At 68.8% G+C, this 16852-nt stretch carries 15 protein-coding genes and 4 pseudogenes; 13 read left to right on the top strand and 6 right to left on the bottom strand.

Annotation, left to right across the window (positions count from 1 at the left end; all coding sequences use genetic code 11):
* Positions 1–248 precede the first annotated feature (248 nt).
* Positions 249–722, top strand: a complete 474-nt coding sequence (locus ACFYXC_RS37735; protein ID WP_389557189.1) for a hypothetical protein — start codon at positions 249–251, stop codon at positions 720–722.
* A 59-nt stretch (positions 723–781) separates the two neighbouring features.
* On the top strand, positions 782–1663 hold the full coding sequence (locus ACFYXC_RS37740) for a tyrosine-type recombinase/integrase (RefSeq protein ID WP_389557190.1): 882 nt from the start codon (positions 782–784) through the stop codon (positions 1661–1663).
* Between the two features lie 164 nt (positions 1664–1827).
* Here the strand turns inward: ACFYXC_RS37740 and ACFYXC_RS37745 are convergent, their stop codons facing one another.
* Complete coding sequence (locus ACFYXC_RS37745; protein ID WP_389557191.1) at positions 1828–2655, bottom strand: class I SAM-dependent methyltransferase; 828 nt, start codon at positions 2653–2655, stop codon at positions 1828–1830.
* 111 nt (positions 2656–2766) lie between these two features.
* Between ACFYXC_RS37745 and ACFYXC_RS37750 the strand changes: the two genes are divergently transcribed.
* The 4 genes from ACFYXC_RS37750 (at position 2767) to ACFYXC_RS37765 (ending at position 4920) form a co-directional block, all read left to right on the top strand.
* Positions 2767–3303, top strand: a complete 537-nt coding sequence (locus tag ACFYXC_RS37750) for a winged helix-turn-helix domain-containing protein (protein ID WP_389557193.1) — start codon at positions 2767–2769, stop codon at positions 3301–3303.
* Positions 3300–3848 (top strand): transposase, encoded by a 549-nt coding sequence (locus ACFYXC_RS37755; protein ID WP_389557243.1) that lies wholly within the window; start codon positions 3300–3302, stop codon positions 3846–3848. The genes ACFYXC_RS37750 and ACFYXC_RS37755 overlap by 4 nt, the downstream gene beginning before the upstream one ends.
* A 15-nt stretch (positions 3849–3863) precedes the next feature.
* On the top strand, positions 3864–4304 hold the full coding sequence (locus ACFYXC_RS37760) for a hypothetical protein (RefSeq protein ID WP_389557194.1): 441 nt from the start codon (positions 3864–3866) through the stop codon (positions 4302–4304).
* A gap of 97 nt (positions 4305–4401) precedes the next feature.
* Positions 4402–4920: a hypothetical protein gene (locus ACFYXC_RS37765; RefSeq protein ID WP_389557196.1), complete on the top strand. Its 519-nt coding sequence runs from the start codon at positions 4402–4404 to the stop codon at positions 4918–4920.
* A gap of 532 nt (positions 4921–5452) precedes the next feature.
* On the opposite strand, the gene ACFYXC_RS37770 is transcribed toward ACFYXC_RS37765, so the two are convergent.
* From ACFYXC_RS37770 to ACFYXC_RS37785, 4 genes and pseudogenes are all read right to left on the bottom strand, one after another.
* Positions 5453–6223, bottom strand: a complete 771-nt coding sequence (locus tag ACFYXC_RS37770; protein WP_389557198.1) for a class I SAM-dependent methyltransferase — start codon at positions 6221–6223, stop codon at positions 5453–5455.
* 481 nt (positions 6224–6704) lie between these two features.
* The gene (locus ACFYXC_RS37775; RefSeq protein ID WP_389557244.1) at positions 6705–8882 is read right to left on the bottom strand and encodes a WD40 repeat domain-containing protein; all 2178 of its coding nucleotides are present in this window, start codon (positions 8880–8882) and stop codon (positions 6705–6707) included.
* A 93-nt stretch (positions 8883–8975) separates the two neighbouring features.
* Positions 8976–9182: pseudogene (locus ACFYXC_RS37780) on the bottom strand (hypothetical protein); the annotation flags it as partial.
* 243 nt (positions 9183–9425) lie between these two features.
* A pseudogene (locus ACFYXC_RS37785) lies at positions 9426–9875 on the bottom strand (transposase); the annotation flags it as partial.
* A gap of 81 nt (positions 9876–9956) precedes the next feature.
* Here ACFYXC_RS37785 and ACFYXC_RS37790 point away from each other — a divergent pair.
* Positions 9957–11000 carry an IS110 family transposase gene (locus ACFYXC_RS37790; RefSeq protein ID WP_389557200.1) on the top strand — a complete coding sequence of 348 codons (1044 nt, stop codon included), beginning with the start codon at positions 9957–9959 and terminating at the stop codon, positions 10998–11000.
* 346 nt (positions 11001–11346) lie between these two features.
* On the opposite strand, the pseudogene ACFYXC_RS37795 reads toward ACFYXC_RS37790, so the two are convergent.
* Positions 11347–11697, bottom strand: a pseudogene (locus ACFYXC_RS37795) (transposase family protein); the annotation flags it as partial.
* 265 nt (positions 11698–11962) lie between these two features.
* Between ACFYXC_RS37795 and ACFYXC_RS37800 the strand changes: the two are divergent.
* The 6 genes and pseudogenes from ACFYXC_RS37800 (at position 11963) to ACFYXC_RS37825 (ending at position 16829) form a co-directional block, all read left to right on the top strand.
* Positions 11963–13186, top strand: a complete 1224-nt coding sequence (locus ACFYXC_RS37800) for a Clp protease N-terminal domain-containing protein (RefSeq protein WP_389557202.1) — start codon at positions 11963–11965, stop codon at positions 13184–13186.
* Between the two features lie 100 nt (positions 13187–13286).
* Positions 13287–14642, top strand: coding sequence for a sensor histidine kinase (locus ACFYXC_RS37805; RefSeq protein WP_389557203.1), 1356 nt, complete (start codon positions 13287–13289; stop codon positions 14640–14642).
* 4 nt (positions 14643–14646) lie between these two features.
* Complete coding sequence (locus ACFYXC_RS37810) at positions 14647–15291, top strand: response regulator (RefSeq protein ID WP_389557205.1); 645 nt, start codon at positions 14647–14649, stop codon at positions 15289–15291.
* A 34-nt stretch (positions 15292–15325) separates the two neighbouring features.
* Positions 15326–16018, top strand: a pseudogene (locus tag ACFYXC_RS37815) (IS701 family transposase); the annotation flags it as partial.
* A 23-nt stretch (positions 16019–16041) separates the two neighbouring features.
* Complete coding sequence (locus ACFYXC_RS37820) at positions 16042–16464, top strand: transposase (protein WP_389557207.1); 423 nt, start codon at positions 16042–16044, stop codon at positions 16462–16464.
* A complete protein-coding gene (locus tag ACFYXC_RS37825; protein WP_389557208.1) occupies positions 16461–16829 on the top strand; it encodes a transposase in 369 nt (122 codons plus the stop codon). Before ACFYXC_RS37820 ends, ACFYXC_RS37825 begins: the two co-directional genes overlap by 4 nt.
* The last annotated feature ends 23 nt before the right edge of the window (positions 16830–16852 follow it).

Below are 16852 nucleotides of genomic sequence, written 5' to 3' on the forward strand. Positions count from 1 at the left end.
TTTTTTTTGGGGGGCGGGCCCCCCCCCCGCCCCCCCCTCCGGTTGTTACCCCGGGGGGGGGGGGGGGGGGGGGGTTTTGGGGGGCGCCCCCCCCCCCCCCGGCACCCCCGTCCCGCTCACACTAGCCTCATCAACTGAAGTTAATCAATCGCCGCTTTGCCTTCACCACAGTTGACGTCCGCGCGGGGGCCTTCTAGCCTCCGTCCGTAGCCGTGGTCCGCCCGCATGGGGGAAGAGGAGACGTTCCGGTGAGAAGGCTCGACAGGACGAAGAAGCGCCTTTGGTCCGCCGCCGCGATCTGCGGTCTGGTGGCGAGCACCGTCATCGGCGGCGCAGGCACCGCATCGGCGACGGAGCCGGAGCGTGCCCCGGCCGGCTACGCGGGCCCCTTCACGGCCGCCTGCAAGGGCCGCCTGGTCTACCGGCAGCCCTTGTGGATCGGGGATGCGGAGCAGGAGGTCTACTACGACAGCGCCGGCTCCGGCACCTTCTGCGCACGGACCCTCGACCGCATGCCCGGATCGCACAGCATGCACGTCCGCCTTCAGCGCGAGGGCTGGTCGACCTTCTGGTACGACACGGGCACCTTCACCGAGTACGCGGGGGTCATCTACGTCTCCGGCGCCAACAGCCACTGCGCCTACATCTCCGGCTGGATCGAGGTCGGCGACACCAACTACTCCCGTGAGCCCTACCGCCTGTGCATGCCCGGAGTCGGTTAGCACACGACGGCGCACGAACGGGAAGCCATGACCGCCGGTCAGGTGCGGGCTCCGGCCGGGTGACGCTCACCGTCAGAGTCCGGAAGAAGCGACCGGCAGCAAGCGCGAAGCCGCCCGTCTTCCCCGTCGCCGCGGTCGACGACCCGGCGCTGCCCGAGGTCCTGGCCGAACTGGCGGCGGCAAGGGCGGACGAAAAGGACGCCGACGCCGTCAACCGGGAGCTGTCCATCGCGCGCGAGGCGATCGGCTGGTGGCAGCGCCAGGGCTGGATCGGAGCCGATCCGACGATCAGCATCGAGCAGCGGCCGGCACCGCCCGACCGCACCAAGGCCCTGACAGAGAAACAGATCACCGTGCTGTGGCGCCTGGACGTCGCCCTGCGGGAGAAGACGCAATGGAAGATGCTCTACGAGTCCGCCGCACGGGCCGACGAAGTGCTGTGCCTGAACGTGGAAGACCTGTACCCGCAGGACAAACGCGGGAAGATCACCGCCAAGGGCGGGGCGACCGAGTGGATTCACTGGCAGTCCGGCACCGCCCGACTCCTGCCTCGCCTCATCGGCCGCCGTACCCGCGGCCCACTGTTCCTCACCGACCGCAGGGCCCTGGCCGGGACGCCGACGTTGGACGTGTGCCCGGAGACCGGCCGGGCCCGCCTTTCCTACCGCCGGGCTGAGGAGATCTTCGAGGAGAACACGCGGCTGCTGGCCAGCCCGCTCGCCTCACCCGAGGACGTCGAGGACCTGGACGGGTGGACGCTCCACCGGCTACGGCACAGTGCCCTGACGCACGACGCCGGGGACGGCACCTGGCCCCCGATGCTGCTGGCCCGCTCCCGCCACGCTTCCGTCCGCTCCCTGGAGCGGTACGCCCGCCCCGGCGTCGATTCGGTCGCCCGGCACGTCGCCGGATGTAACCCCGCCGCACGTCGCCGGATGTGACCCTCGTCGTTTGCGGCTGGTGACAGCATTCTTACCGGCACGTCGGCCGAGGGTTCAGTGTGACTGAGGTGCTTTCACTGGGAACCCACGGCGTTTCCGGCAGGCAGGCGTGAAAGTGCGGTGGGTCCGTTGCTGCTGAATCGGCAGGTCCTTCACCACTGGGCTCACTGGGCGCGCTGTCCGACACGGAGGACGCTCAGGTATCGGCGTGATGCTCGGTCGCCCATCCGCGTGCGGATGCGCTCGGCGACGGCGTCGAGCAGGGGCTCACGGACGTCGCGGTCGAGCCTCCGGTACAGCGACAACGAGCGAAGGTGATCGGCAAAGCCGTCTCCGTTGAACCACTGAACGGTCGGGTACCAGCGCACGATCGTTGAGCCGAACAGTCCTCCGGCGTCTTCGACCAGGCCCCAGCCCTCGTCGGTGGTGCGCACGTCTTCCCCCAGGGGAGGATGACCCCAGTCGGGGTTCCCGGGGCAGAACTGCTCGTGGAGATCGGCGGTCTCGGCGTACACCTCCGGCTCTCCCGGCCGGCGGACAACGACGTGGCCGAGCAGCGCCATCCAGCCTCCGGGATGGAGCACGTCGTGCGTCTGCTGCCAGCCGATCGACGGGTCGACCCAGTGCCACGACGACGCAGCCACGAGAGCATCGAAGCGTCGACCGCGGTCGTCCCACTCCTCGAACGTCGACGTCTCGACTGCGACGTTACGGAAGGAGGCCATCCGTTGGCGAGCAAGTGCGGCCATGTCTGCGCCCGGCTCGATGGCGGTCACTGAGCATCCGAGTGCTGCCAGCGAGCGCGTCGCCTGACCGGTTCCGCAGCCCACCTCCAGCACCGACGACCTGTCGGCCACGCCGGTAACGGCGACAAGGTCCGCGAACAGCTCGTCGGGGTATCCCGGCCGGACCCGGTCGTAGAGCTCCGGCACCTCGTTGAACACCCGGCCGAGGTCGTGTGGATTCGGGCGCATCTTCGGAGCGTCAGTCACGAGTGCACAAACTATGAGGTTCGTCGACGGGGACGCCACTGGTTTACTGACCTTTGCGGCGTGGTGTCGTTGAGGGCTGACGATGTGTGATTGTCGCGGTATGCCTGTTGTGTGAGATATCCGCAGGGTGGTGGGCTGACGCCTGAACGGCAGGTGTTTCGCGAGCGGATCCGGCTGGAGGCCGCGCAGCGATTCGCTGCGGGTGCCTCCAACGCGGAGGTCGCCAAGGACTTACGGGTGAGTGTGCGCTCGGTGCAGCGATGGCGCCGGGCCTGGCACGACGCCGGCACTGAGGGGCTGCGGTCTGCCGGGCCCGTCTCACGGCCCAAGCTGAGTGAGGCCCTGTTCACCGTGCTCGAGCAGGAGCTGGCGAAAGGGCCGGTCGCGCATGGCTGGCCGGACCAGACGTGGACGCTGACGCGGATCAAGACGCTGATCGGGCGCCGGTTCCACAAGAGCATGACGCTCGCGATCGCGCGGATGCTGCACCGGCACGGCTTCAGCCACCAGGTCCCGGCCCGCCGAGCCATCGAGCGCGACGAGGAGGCCGTGGCGGGCTGGGTGAAGGAGACCTGGCCGCAGGTGGAAGGTCCATGGCGGCGCTCGACGCCTGGCTGTGCTTCGAAGACGAAGCCGGCTTCTCGATGACGCCGCCCACCGCACGGACCTGGGCCCGGCGCGGACGCACACCCGTCATCCGGGTCCGGGGACGCTCCCAGCGCCGCTTCTCCATCGCCGCTCTGGCCTGCTACAAACACGGCGAACGCTCACGGCTGATCTACCGGCCCAAGCGGCATCCCGATCACAAACGCGGCGGCAGACGCAGCTTCACCTGGACCGACTACCGCGACCTGCTCATCGCCGCACACCAGCAACTCGGCGCACCCATCGTGCTCGTGTGGGACAACCTAAACGTCCACAGGGACCGCCGACTGCGGGAGTTCATCAACACCCACGACTGGATCACCTGCTACTTCCTCCCGGCCTACGCACCGGACCTCAACCCGGTCGAGGGCATCTGGTCCCTGCTGCGGCGCAGCAGCCAGGTCAACACCGCCTTCACCGACCCCGACCACCTCATCAGCACGCTCCGACACGGCCTCCGCCAGATCCAGTACCGCAGCAACCTCATCAACGGATGCCTCGCCGAAACCGGCCTCACCTTGACGACATCACAGCGACAACGTCAGTAACGGGCGCGGGAGGGCGTGGTCTTCAAGAGACTGGACGGCGTGTACCGGGCTTCGGCCAGAGGCTGGCTCAAGTACAAGGTGCGGGAGACGACCGAGGCCATCGTCGGCGCGGTCGGCGGCCCGCTCACGGCGCCGCGCACGCTCCTGCTCGGCAGATACGACACCACCGGACGTCTGCAGTACACCGGTCGCACCACCACCCTCCCCCGCACCACCGCCGAACTCCTCACCCCCGCAGACCCCGCACAGCATCCGTGGTCGGGCTGGTCGTTCTCCGCAGGGTGGGGCACCCGCGAGACCCTGAATCTCACCCTGGTCCGACCCGAACTGGTCGTAGAAGTCGCAGTCGATGTCGCCCGCGACGCCTCCGGCCGCTGGCGCCATCCCGCCAGCTGGCACCGCGCCCGCCCCGACCTCTCCCCCACCGACGTCACACTCTTCAGCGGCCCCGGATAAGTAGGACCTACTGAGAGATGGGTCCCCGCACGGCCGACCACTCCAGCCGTAGATCGTGATCATGGATACGGAGGCTGCTCGCCGGTAGCCTGCCTGCGTGGCGGAGATCTGGGGCGAAGAGCAGTTGATCGCGGACGGCTTCGAGCGTGTGTACGCCGAGTTGGAGTGGTACGACGGACCGTGGGCCGGCCTTGCTGACATCGACGGGAAGCCTCACTACTTCGAGATGCAGGTCTACGACCACAGCCATGAAGTCGATGAGTACCAGGTCTGGCCCGCAAGCGAGGCGGTGGCGGAGCTGGAGCGCGAGCAGTGGGCGATCTACGCCAGGTTCTATGAGCGCCGTGAGGCGGGCGAGGTCGGACAGGAGAGCCATCCGGGCCACGGCGGGATCGACGCCCGCTATGACGAGCTGGAGCTGCTGTTGGCGCCGCACCGCTTGGCGCCGGACGGCGCCCGTCGGCTCGTGTGTGAGCTGCGGTTCATTGCCGGCGTCGACGTTCGCTACCGAGTCGAGGGGCCCGACTACTGGCTTCGATGGCGTCCGAGGCCACCGTTGATCATGGAGTGTTGTGGACAACCAATGATCACGCGGCGGCCTCGGACGCCGGCGTAGTGCCTGCCCCACCGGCAGGAGGCATTCGAAGGACTGATGAGCCGGATCGCCGGCCTTTTACGTGCGCCGCGCTGACCCGCGGAGAGCGTGGACCAGGCGCTTGCTGACACCGGCGCGGTACATCGCCGGGTGACAGTCGCTCTGCATCCGTACCCCCGTGCCGGGCAGGTGCCGTGGGCAGTCATGATCCGACGATTGATGCTGGCGGCCGTCCTGGTGGCCGCGCCCCTCTCAGGCTTCTCCATGGCCACCCCCGCACAGGCCGGCATCCCGAGCGTGGCTTCCGTACTCGCGCGCGCTGCTGCGCCGTGCGCAAGCAAGTGGCGTGCGGTGCAGCGGGGCGCGGTCCGGCGCCCGGGCCCTTACGACGTGCCGGTGGCGACGATGAACTCGCCCGTCCATCACTGCCTCAAGCGCGGTGAGGTCGTGCGGTCCCGTGTGGTCGCGGTCGGCCGGGCGCAGGCAAGGTTGCTTGAGCCGCTTGATGTCATCTCACCCGGGCGACCTCGACGTCTCCAGCAGCCTCAACTCGCTACTCCGGGCCAGTGACTGAGGGCAGCGCCTCGACAACAAAGAACAGGAAGCAGGGCTTGGTCGAAAGGTCGTCGAAGCCGTCGGGGAACAGTGCCCGGGCGGCTGGGTCAGGCTGCGGCTCGCTGATGACGGACAGACCAAAGCCCGCGGTGGTGAAAGCGTCGGTCATTGCGTGCAACGGCTTTCGCCACAGTCGCATCGGGGTGGACTGCCCGCCGAGCATCCAGTCGAAGGTGTAGCTCGTGGTCGCGAAGTAGTCGGGCCGAGGGTCCCGGAACGTGTACGCCGTGACCGGATGGTCCACGGACACGATCAGTCGGCCGCCGGGCCTGAGCACCCGCCGGAACTCACCCAGCGTCGGCCCCCAGTTCTCCAAGTAGTGCAGGACCAGCGACGCGACCACGTCGTCGAACGCGCCATCCTTGAACGGCAGGCGCTCCCCCAGGTCAGCCACGTGCAGGGCTACGTCATCACCGAGCCTCTGCCTGGCCAGTGCGAGCATCCCGGCACTGGCGTCGACCCCAGCGGCGACCGCGCCGCGGTCACGCAGTGCAGCCGTCAGTGGACCTGAGCCACAGCCGGCGTCCAGAACTCGGCGGCCAGCCACGTCTCCGGCGAGGGCTAACATCGCGGGCCGTTCGTAGTACGCGTTCACGAGGTTGTTCTCGTTCTCCGCCGCGTACGCCCCGGCGAAACGGTCGTAGTCGTTCACCCGGGCCGGCCCCGCAGCATCGGCGAAGCTCTCGGGTATGTCGGTTGCGCGTTCCATCGTCGCAGCCTAGAGCCAAGCGCGCCCGCCGCACTGAATAGTGCAAGGTCGGAACACTGCCTCTTCACCAGAAAAACGGCTCTGACTGCTCTGCATTCATTCGGCGGGTGAGAGCGGCTGCTCCGACGGATCCGCACCACTGCTCCCGGCGTCCTGGACACGCCACATGCCGTTGCCCACAGATACCGATCGCTCCCGCACTCCGGCCCTGTCGCGGGAGGGCCGCCGGGTCTGCTCTGACCAGAGAACCAAGGTGAAATCTGCCCCGGACAGGACAGCCCCATGAGCGTCGTCCAACGCATGCGGGACGAATTGGAATCCACTCGGTGACGGTGGCCGCAAACGCACTATTCGATGCAGGGCGATGACGACGGTCAGTTCCGCTCCCTCGTCTCCTGGGCCCGTCCTGCCGACGACCGTGTGGGAGCGGTGCCTGCTGCTCGGTGAAGACCATCGCTATCCTGGCGAGGATCCCGCCTTGTCAGGATGCCCTCGACAGCACCCCGACCTCGCAACCGAACCCGACCGCGAAGCGCCCGCCCGGTGCCGCCGCGAGTGAGTGCACGGGGAAGGGGAGCAGGTGGTCGGTACCGGCTGGGCACCCTGCGGTGAGATCGCGGAACCGCACAGTGTGGTCATCGCCGAAGGCCGCGACGAGCCGTCCGTCGGCCATCGCTGAGACCCCCAGCGTGCTGCCGGAGCCTGACTCGTCGACCTCGGCGTCGCGGATCTGTTCCCCCGTGGACAGGTTCCACAGGCGTATCGTCCGGTCCCGGCTCTTGCTGATCGCGATGGGAGTTCCGCTCAGGGTGGCGGTGGCCACGGCGGTCACCCAGTCGGTGTGCCCGGTCAGGGGTTCGCCGAGCTGTCGGCCCGTGGCGAGGTCCCACAGTCGCACCGTCTTGTCCCAGCTGCCCGTCACCGCCACGGGCCGTCCGTTGAGAACCGCGGTGGCGACGGCGGTGGTGCGGCTGGAGTGGCCGGTGAGGGGCGCGACCAAGGGCTGCCCTGTGCTGAGGTCCCAGACACCCACGACGCGATCGCTGCCTGCGGTGAGGGCGACGGGCAGGCCGTCCAGGGTCGCTGTGGCGATGGCCAGGACTCTGCCGTGGCCGCTGGGGAATGGACGGTGGACGGTTCGGCCGGTGCCGAGTTCCACCATGTGCAGGGTGGCGTCGGGAGTGGCGGTGACGACGACCGGGTGCCCGCCCACCATTGCCGTCGTCATGGCGGACACCTCTACGCTCAAAACGTCGGAGGTTCGCGAGCCGGTGGTGAGGTCCCAGGTGCGCACGGTCTGGTCGGCGCCTGCGGTGACGACCACCGGGGCACCGTCAACGACCACTGTGGCGACCGCCAGGACGGATTTGGTGTGTCCGGCACGCAGCCGGGCGCCGGTCTCTCGGGCAGCGGTGATGTCCCAGGTGCGCACCGTGTGGTCCTCGCCTGCGGTGATTGCGATGCCATGTCCATCCATCACGGTGGTGGCGACGTCCCACACCTGGCCGGTATGCCCGGTGAGGGGCTCACCCTCCTGTTCGCCGGTGGCGAGATCCCAGACCCGTACAGTGCGGTCGCGGGATGTCGTGACCGCCAGGGTGCGTGTCCCGACAGGGACGCTGTTGATGGCCCACACCCGATCGGTGTGACCGGCTAGCACATTTCCTGCGGGCGACGAATCGAGCGTGTGCCGAGGTGTGATGGTGCCGTCCGGACCGGGGACGAGGGAGACGGGTGTGTCCCCCAACAGCAGGCTCCGGGAAGCGTCCCTCACCTGGATTTCCCAGGCGGACAGGGCGGCGAGCCGGCTGTTCGTCCGGTCGGAGAGCAGGCTCAACAGGTCGACGTGGTCTCCTGGACCGCCCTTGATCAGCTCCTTGCCCGCGGTTGCTTCCACGGGGATGCTGCGAATGGTCCGCGTACCGTCAGGGCCCGTGAAGTCCTTGGGGCTCGTCGGCAGGTTCCAGAAGCGCAGTGTGTCGTCCACACCTACGGCGAGCGCGACACTGCGCTCTTCCAGGGTCAGTGTCGGGGAGGGACCATAGGGAAAGAAGACGGGGACGAGGTCGCCCACGAGTTCCGGTGGGCTCTCGTAGTGGGTGTCGAGGACCACGACCCGGCCGTCGACGACCGTCATGGTTGACACGGTGTCGGCGGCCGCCAGGGCTGACACCGCGTGTTCGTAGTCGGCGTCCGCCAGCAACTCCCGCAGGTCAGCTGCCAGAAACACGTGGCGGTTCAGATCCCACACGCGGTCTGCCCGGCCCTCCTCCTTGGTCACGGCGATATCCCGTCCTCCGAGTGTCCATGGCCCCTCGGCCAGCAGGCACTCGCCGACCTCGCGGCCGGTGGCCAGATCCCACACCCGCGCGGGGTGGTTCGGCGGGCACGTCACAACGACCTCGCGTCCATCCAGCACCCCTATGTCCACCATCCCGGGGAACACGCCGAGCCGACTGCCGGTCGTCTGGTCCCATACGGTCAGCGTCCGATCCGCCCGAACGGCCAGCACCACGTGGCGGCCGTCCAGAACTACCCGCCCCACCCCCAGCGCCAGCTCGCCCGCAGAGCGCCCCGACGCCGGGTCCCACAACCTCGCGGTGCCATCACTGTGACACGTGAGGATCAGGGGGCGCCCGTCCACCACCACCGTGGCCATGGAAACCAACTCGGGTGACAACGACGACGTGGGATCGGGAGGGGCTGCTGCCAGCGTATGCAGCCGTCTTCCTGTTGCCAGGTCCCAGACACACACCATCGCGTCGCGGCTCGCCGAAACGACAAGCGGACGCCCGTCGAGGACCGCCGTCTCCACTGCGACCACGGGGGCGTCATGACCGTTGAACGAGCGGATCAGACGTGGGTCGAACGCGGAACCGCAAGTCCAGTCCATCCGCCAAGAGGCCAGCTCATACGAGAAAGGTACATCCCGGGACACGTGATCAGATCTTTCCATCATGACCTCAAACTAGAGGACTGCACTGAGCGACGCTGAAGCTCCCATAAGAGCGCCAAGTCCAAGAATCACAGCATAATTCTCTGCGAGAATTACTCCGGCGCGGTTTCTTCAGATGCTGACGAGCTCCGTCGAGATGAGGCGTTCGAAGGCATCACGGGAGGCAGAGTACGGGTCAGGCCGGGATAAGGCGTCATACGGTTCCATCGAGGGCTCTTCTCCGACAGTGATTCCTAATGCGGTCTGTCAAGCGGCGAGGGCACCGGGCGGCGTGAGCTCGTAGCACCGTCCATCGCGGAGAAGGGCCCAGAGGACGTTCACGCGGCGGCGTGCCAGCGCGAGGACGGCCTGGGTGTGGCGCTTGCCCTCGGCCCGTTTGCGGTCGTAGAACTGACGCGATTCTTCGCAGTGCCGGATGCTGAACAACGCCGAGATGGAGAAGACACGTTGGAGGCGGCGGTTGTATCGCTGCGGGCGCCGCAGGTTGTCGCTGATCTTCCCGGGATCGCGGGGCACTGGGGCGACGCCGCCGAAGCCGGCGAGACGGTCAGCAGTGCCGAAGGCCGCCATGTCGCCGCCGGTGGCGGCGAGGAACTCGGCGCCGAGGATCACGCCCAGGCCGGGCATGCTGGTGATCACGTCGAAGGCGTGGTGGTCGCGAAACCGAGCCTCGATGGCCTTGTCGATTGATGCGATGAAGGGGCGGGGCCTCCCGCTCCCGCCGGGTGCGCAGGATGCTCGGCTCAGGCAGAAAGTCCGAACTCGAGGAGGCCCTCGATGAGTTCACCGTACGACGGTGTGCAGTGGGTGGGAATGGACCTGCACCGGCGCCGCTCGGTCCTGGTGCGGATGGCGGCGGACGGGCAGCGGCTGGGCAAGATGGTCCGCTTCAACAACGATCCGGCCCGGCTCAAGCGGGAGATCGCCAAGGCCGGGCCGCAGCCGAAGGTGGTACTGGAGGCCACGCTCGGTTGGTACTGGGCCGCCGACGCTCTGGCCGAGGCCGGGGCCGAGGTGCACCTAGCCCATCCGCTGGGGGTGAAGGCGTTCAGCTACCGGCGGGTGAGGAACGACGAGAGGGACGCCGCCGACCTGGCCGACCTGCTGCGGCTGGGACGGCTGCCGGAAGCCTGGCTGGCCCCGCCCGAGACCCGCGAACTGCGGGAGCTGGTGCGCGGCCGGCACAAGCTGGTCAGTCTGCGGACCAACTGCCGCAACCAGGCTCACGGCGTGATGGGTAAGCTGGGCATCGCGGTGCCGATGAGTGACCTGTTCGGCACTACAGGCACCGCATTCCTCGACGAGCTGCCGCTGCCCGCCGGGTATGCGGCCCGGGTGCGCGCGCTGTGCGCGGTGATGCACGAACTCGACCGGCAGATCGGGATGCTGGACAAGGAGATCGCCGCCCGTCTGGGCAGCGACACCGGCTACCGCGCGATCCAGAAGATCGGCGGTATCGGTCCGGTCCTGGCCGCGGTCTTCACCGTCGAGATCGCCGACGTTACCCGTTTCCCCGACCCGCAGCATCTGTGCTCATGGGCCGGGCTCACCCCGCGCCACCGGGAATCGGACACGGTGGTCCGACGCGGGCATCTGACCAAGCAGGGCTCCAAGCTGGTGCGCTGGGCGGCCGTCGAGGCCGTCCAGCACGCCCCCGAGGGCACCCCGATGCGCGCCCACAAGGACCGCATCGAGTCCCGCCGCGGCGCCGGGGCACGCAATATCGCCAAGGCCGCCGCGGCATGCAAGCTGCTCACCCTGGTCTACTACGGGCTGCGCGACGGCCAGGTCCGCTGCCTGACCCGCCGGGACCCGGTGTGAGCAGCATCCGGACCCACGACTGGCGCGCGATCGCTATGACGTCTGGCCCCCGCACCGCGGCGAGGCCGCGCGATTGATTGATCCCGCCGGCCGTGTGCCGAACCACACCATGCCGCCCCACGCACCATGCGTGACGCCGGCGCGGCAGATGGATGACCGGCAGCCGGAGCGCCGCCACCTTGGCATCACACTGGTGAAGAGCACACCCCGACAACAGCCCGCCCGCGGGCGGGCCCACAGCGCATGCCGGGGAACGGGAACAGCCCGTCCCCCGGCCGAGCACACCCTCATCCCAACGAGCAGCAGGAAGAACCCGGACAAGCACCGCACTTGACCGGCCCCGCCCCTTCATGGATGACGTCATTCGATTCGGGCTGCATCGGGCTTTGCGGAAGATCCGCCAGGACTTCAGCCGCGCGACGCCGCGTTCGACGGGTGCTCGCGCTGCGGCCAGTGCCTGATTGAGAGTCCTCTCGGTTGGGGTGAGTCCCTGCAGGGGTCTGCGTTTGATGCCGGTGATCAGCCACGTGCCGGCGCCCTGGTATGCAGGATCGGCCAGGATGGGAACGCCCTGGCGCTCGCAGATCCGGATGATCCGGTGGGTGCGGGCTGCAGTCAGGTCATGGGTACGGCCCGGCAGGGCGGGCGAGAGCCACAGCAGTTGGCCGCCGGGATCGGTCACGGCTTGACACGACATAGCAGCCTCGGGGCGGCACCGCCTGACTGACTTTGCGCAGACATACATGCCTGGTCACAGGCGCGTTCCCGGTGCCGGCGCAGTCTTTGGCAGATGTCCTGAAACAACCGCCCGAGGTGCCCTGTCGGGTCCGCAGGGCCTCGTCCGTCCGGACGAGAGGACCCGGCCGATCGGACCGGAAGCATGGCCGGTCGGCCGTCGCAGAGCCGGGAGTACGCGGGCTAGCGTCCTTCTCACCAAGTAACACCAGGGAGAGGAAGGCCCGATGGACCAGCGAACTTCCGACCGCAACGCCGGCGCGACCACCGAGTTCGAGCGAGACGTCGTCGAGCTGCTGCTGGCGACGATGAGCCAGGTGGCCAAGGAGGAACGCGAGGACGTCGGTACGGAAAGCGTGCTGAGCGCGCTGGTGTCGGGCGACTCGGCCGCAGGCTCCGCGATCGCCCCCGGGATAAAGGCCGCCGGCTCGCTCGGCGGGTCGATCAGGTGCCGGGGGACCTCCGTGTGGGTCAGTGACGACGCGGGTGACGGTGCGGCGGAAGCCCCGGACGACGAGCGGGAGATCGACGCATTCTGGCGGGAGGTCCGGCAGGAGCAGGCTAAGAGGCTGCGCTGGAAGAACCGGAAGAAGAAGGAAGAGGAACAGCAAGGCATTGAACTCCCGCCGATGACCGGTGCGTTGCGGAGCTGCCTGCGCAAGGCGCTGGAGACCGCACGGGAGGAGGGCACCCTTGCGGTGCGCGTCCGCCATGTGGCGCACGCACTGGTCAAGCTGCCCGATTCGCGTGCTCGCGAGGCCATGGTGGTGGAAAAGCTGGACGTCTCCGCCGCCTCTGCCGCGCTCGACGCCCTGCGCGGGAGCGACAGCACGCCGGAGCCCGCTTCGGTGGTGATGCTGCGCAAGTCGGGGACGTTCGGGAAGAGCGGAAATCCGCTGACCCGCAAGTTCACCGCCTGGATCTTCGGGGGCGGCGCGGGGTTCGGTTCCTCGGTCGTGAGCGCGGTGCGCGCGGAGGCGCTACGGGGGGCGGTGCGGCGCGGGGCGCCGGAGCAGGAGCCCGTCGATACACTGCTGGGAATCCTGACGCTGGACCGGTCGTTGACCGTCGCGGGACGTGAGCTGCCCGATGAACTGACAGGGGCGAACCAGGGGGCGGAACTGCTGCGCCGACACGGCGCCCGGCAGGATGCTGTCGCCCGAGCACTGTTTCCCTCTACCGGGGTCGCGGAGGGGGAGCCCCCGGAGGCCCCCGGCGCCGCCGACTTCGGACAACGGCTCCTGCATGTCGCACAGTTCACCGCTTCCGCCCAGAACTCGCCCACGGTCGGCACGACCCACCTGCTGGCCGCCCTGCTGGACAAGAGCGGGACGGATGCGGAGTCCGCGGCGGAGATCGAGCGGGTACTGACCGAGAGCGGGGTGGACGTCGCCGGCCTGCGGGCGGAGCCCGAGCTCCAGGTCCCCGGAGGAACGGCACGAACCGCCTGAGCCCGCAGCAGTTCTCCCACGCGCATGACGAGAACAGCCGTTGAGAACAGCACCCATACGGAGGAAAACCATGATCCCGGCAGTGCGACCATGGAGGTGGATGCGCCGCGAGGCCACCGCGATCCAGGACGCGGTGCACGTCGCGCCCCGGCGCACAGTCGTCGCCGAGTCCGTACTCGCCGGCCTGGTCCTGCTGTGCACGCTGGCGCCGTTTCCGCTGGTACCGCCGGCCCACCCGGTCACCGCTGCTCTCCTGGGGGTGTGGGCGGCGCTGCTCGTGCCCGCACGACGTATGTACCCGGCCCTGGCGGTCCTGGGCTGCGTGCCCTTGATCGCCGGGAACAACATGTGTGCGACGGTGGTGGTGCCATGCGTCGTGTGGTCCGCTACACGCCGCATCGCCCCCGCACGGCGCGCCTGGAGGGTGATCGGGGCGAGCACTGCCGGCTCCGTGCTCGCGTCGATCGCCGCCCAATCCCTCAGCGGACTCCCGAAGATGCCGTACCTGGCCGCCGGCGCCGGCATAAGCACGCTGTTCATCGTCCTGCCCGCGCTGTCCGGCCTGATGCTGGGGCGTCGCCGTCCGCTGACCGGTCTGCTGCGGGAACGCAACGCCTACCTCGAACAGGCCCGCTTCCTCACCGACGAGGCGGCCCGTATGGAGGAACGGGCGCGCATCGCCGCGGAGATGCACGATCTGCTCGGCCACCGCATCGGCCTCATCTCGATGCATGCCGGAGCCCTCCAGCTCGCTGCCGAACGACAGGCGCCCCCGCTGGCCGCCCGGGCCGAACTCCTGCACACCACCGCCGGAACGGCCATGGAAGAGCTGCGCGGCATCCTCGGCGTCCTCCGCCACCAGTCGGACAAGGAGACCGCCGAGCGCGGGACTCGCGAGGATCTCTCGGCCCTCGTGGCGGACTCCCGAAGCGCGGGGGCCGACGCCGAACTGCACTGGCACGCGACCGGGCCGGCGGACGCGGACGCCCGCACGCGGCAGGCCGTCCACCGTGTCACCCGCGAAGGGCTCGCCAACGCCCTGAAGCACGCGCCCGGAGCGCCTGTCCGCGTGACCTTCCACGACGAGGGGGACACGGTGGTGGTCACCGTCGTCAACGACGCACCGCCGGTGGTCCGTTCGCCCGGGGACGGGAACCGGAGCGGGCTCGTCGGGCTCCAGGAGAGGATCACCCTGCTCGGTGGCGCCCTCAACGCCGGACCGCGTCCGGAGGGCGGCTTCGTCCTCTCCGCCCGTATACCCGCCCGGCCCGATGTGCCGCCCGTGTACGCCACTTCGTCCGAGCCGGTGTCCGACGGGGCGGGCTCCCGGCCCCCGCTGTCCACGGAGGTCCTCACCTGGCCCCGCCTCCTGGGCGGGGGCTGCGCGGCGATGCTGGTGTTGCTCCCGACAGTTGGCGGCACCCTCGCCCTACTGATCATGGCAGTCCTACACTGAGCCGATGATCCGAGTCCTGATCGCCGACGACGAGGCGCTCATGCGCACCGGGATCCGGCTGATCCTGGAGAACGACGACGAGGTGCGTATCGTGGCCGAGGCGCAAAACGCCCGCGAGGCCGTCGAAGCCTGCCGAGCCCACCCCGTCGACGTCGCGCTCCTCGACATCCGAATGCCCGGCGACGGCATCTCCGGCGCCGCCGAGATCTCCCGCCACTCGCCCCGCACCCGAGTGGTCATGCTGACGGCCTTCGGCGAAGAACCGAGCGTCACCCGCGCCCTGCGCGCCGGAGCCGTGGGCTACCTCCTCAAGGACACCGGACCCCGCGACCTCATCGCCGCCGTACGCCGCGCCGCCGCAGGAGAACCGGTCCTCGCCCCGCAGGTCACCCGCCAACTCATCGACTTCCGGACCCGGTCGGGCCACGGCAGCGACGCCGCGTCACGTCGGATCGCGGACCTGACACCGGCCGAACGGGACATACTCCGGCTACTGGGCACCGGCCTCTCCAATGCCGAGATCGCAGCACAGCTCCACCTCAGCTCCGGCACGGTCAAGGCCCACATCAGCAGCATCCTCACACGCACCGGCTGCACCAACCGCGTCCAGGCGGCGGTGCTGGCACAGGAGGCGGGGCTGCACGGCTGACACCCGGCCCCCCGGCCCCGACCAGCTGAGACATCTGCACGATCAGGCCGGGGAACGCCATCTCGGAGACCGGGATGCCGTCCTGATCGTCGATGACACCGGCTTCCTTAAGAAGGGCATCCGCTCGGCCGGCGTGCAAAGGCAGTACTCCGGCACCGCCGGACGCTCCGAGAACAGCCAAATCGGGGTGTTCCTCGCCTACGCCACCAGCCGCGGACGCACCCTGATCGACCGGCGGTTGTATCTGCCCACGTCCTGGACGGATGACCGGGACCGCTGCCGTCGGGCGGGCATCGACGACAGTGTCGCCTTCGCCACGAAGGTGGCCATGGCCAAGGCGACGGCCCGCAAGGCCATCGTCGACCGGGTCCCGTTCGGATGGGTGACGGCGGACGCCGCCTACGGCTACAGCAAGGGCTGGCGGTTCGAACTGGAACAGGCAGACATCTTCCACGTCATGGCCACCACCCGGCACGACACCGTCGTCACCCGCTGGGCACTCGACCACCCCGTCCACGACCTGTTCCCCGGCCCGCCACGACAGAAGTGGAAACGCCGCTCCGGCGGCGCGGGAGCCCACGGCCGCCGGATCTACGACTGGGCCCGCGTCGAAGTGCGGCCCTGGCACCGTGATGACCGCCGGCACTGGGTTCTCGCCCGCCACAGCGTCAGCAGGCCCGAGGAGATCTCCTACTACATCGCCTACTGCCCCGCCGACACGAGCCTGGCCTGTCCGATGCCCGCTGGGAGTTGATCGGCCCCACGCTCACCGCCTGGCGGGCCGAACGCAGAGGCAAGAGCCTGGACATCGGTCGCCCACCCGAGCACGACCTGCGCCGCATCATGGACGCCATTCTGTACGTCGACCGCACCGGGATCCCCTGGCGGTACCTGCCGCATGGCTTCGCGCCGTGGGAAACGGTGTACGGCTACTTCGCCACCTGGCAGAAGGAGGGTGCCTTCGATCGGCTCAACGGCCTGCTGCGGCGCCTGGTACGTGAAGCCGAAGGCCGGGATGCCGAGCCGAGCGCCCGCGTGCTGGACGCGCAGAGCATCAAGACTTCCGCCAACGTGCCAGCCATCGGCCAAGGCATCGACGCAGGTAAGGAAATCGCAGGTCGCAAGTGTTACATCGCGTCGACACCGTCGGCCTGCTGTTGGCCGTCTGGGTGACTGCAGCGAGTGTCTCCGACAACATCGGCGGCATCCACCTGCCCTCCCAGATCTCCGCCGCCGCCCCCCGAGTGATCAAGGCATGGACCGACACCGGCTACCTGGACCAAAGCCATCGACCACGGCGCCCGCCTCGGCATCGACGTCCAAGTCGTCCAGCGCGACCCCGGCTCAAAGGGTTCAAGGTGATCCCCCGGCGATGGGTGGTCGAGCGGACCTTCGGCTGGTTGATGCACCACCGCCGTTTCGCACGCGATTATGAGATCCACCCCCACCGATCCGAAGCCATGATCCACGTCGCAATGATCGACCTCATGAGCCGACGACTCACCAGCGAATCCACTCCGAACTGGCGCAACACCTGAACCTCGAACCAAACAACCTCGCC

This window comes from Streptomyces sp. NPDC002701, from assembly GCF_042889045.1.
In the GTDB taxonomy this organism is placed as follows: domain Bacteria; phylum Actinomycetota; class Actinomycetes; order Streptomycetales; family Streptomycetaceae; genus Streptomyces.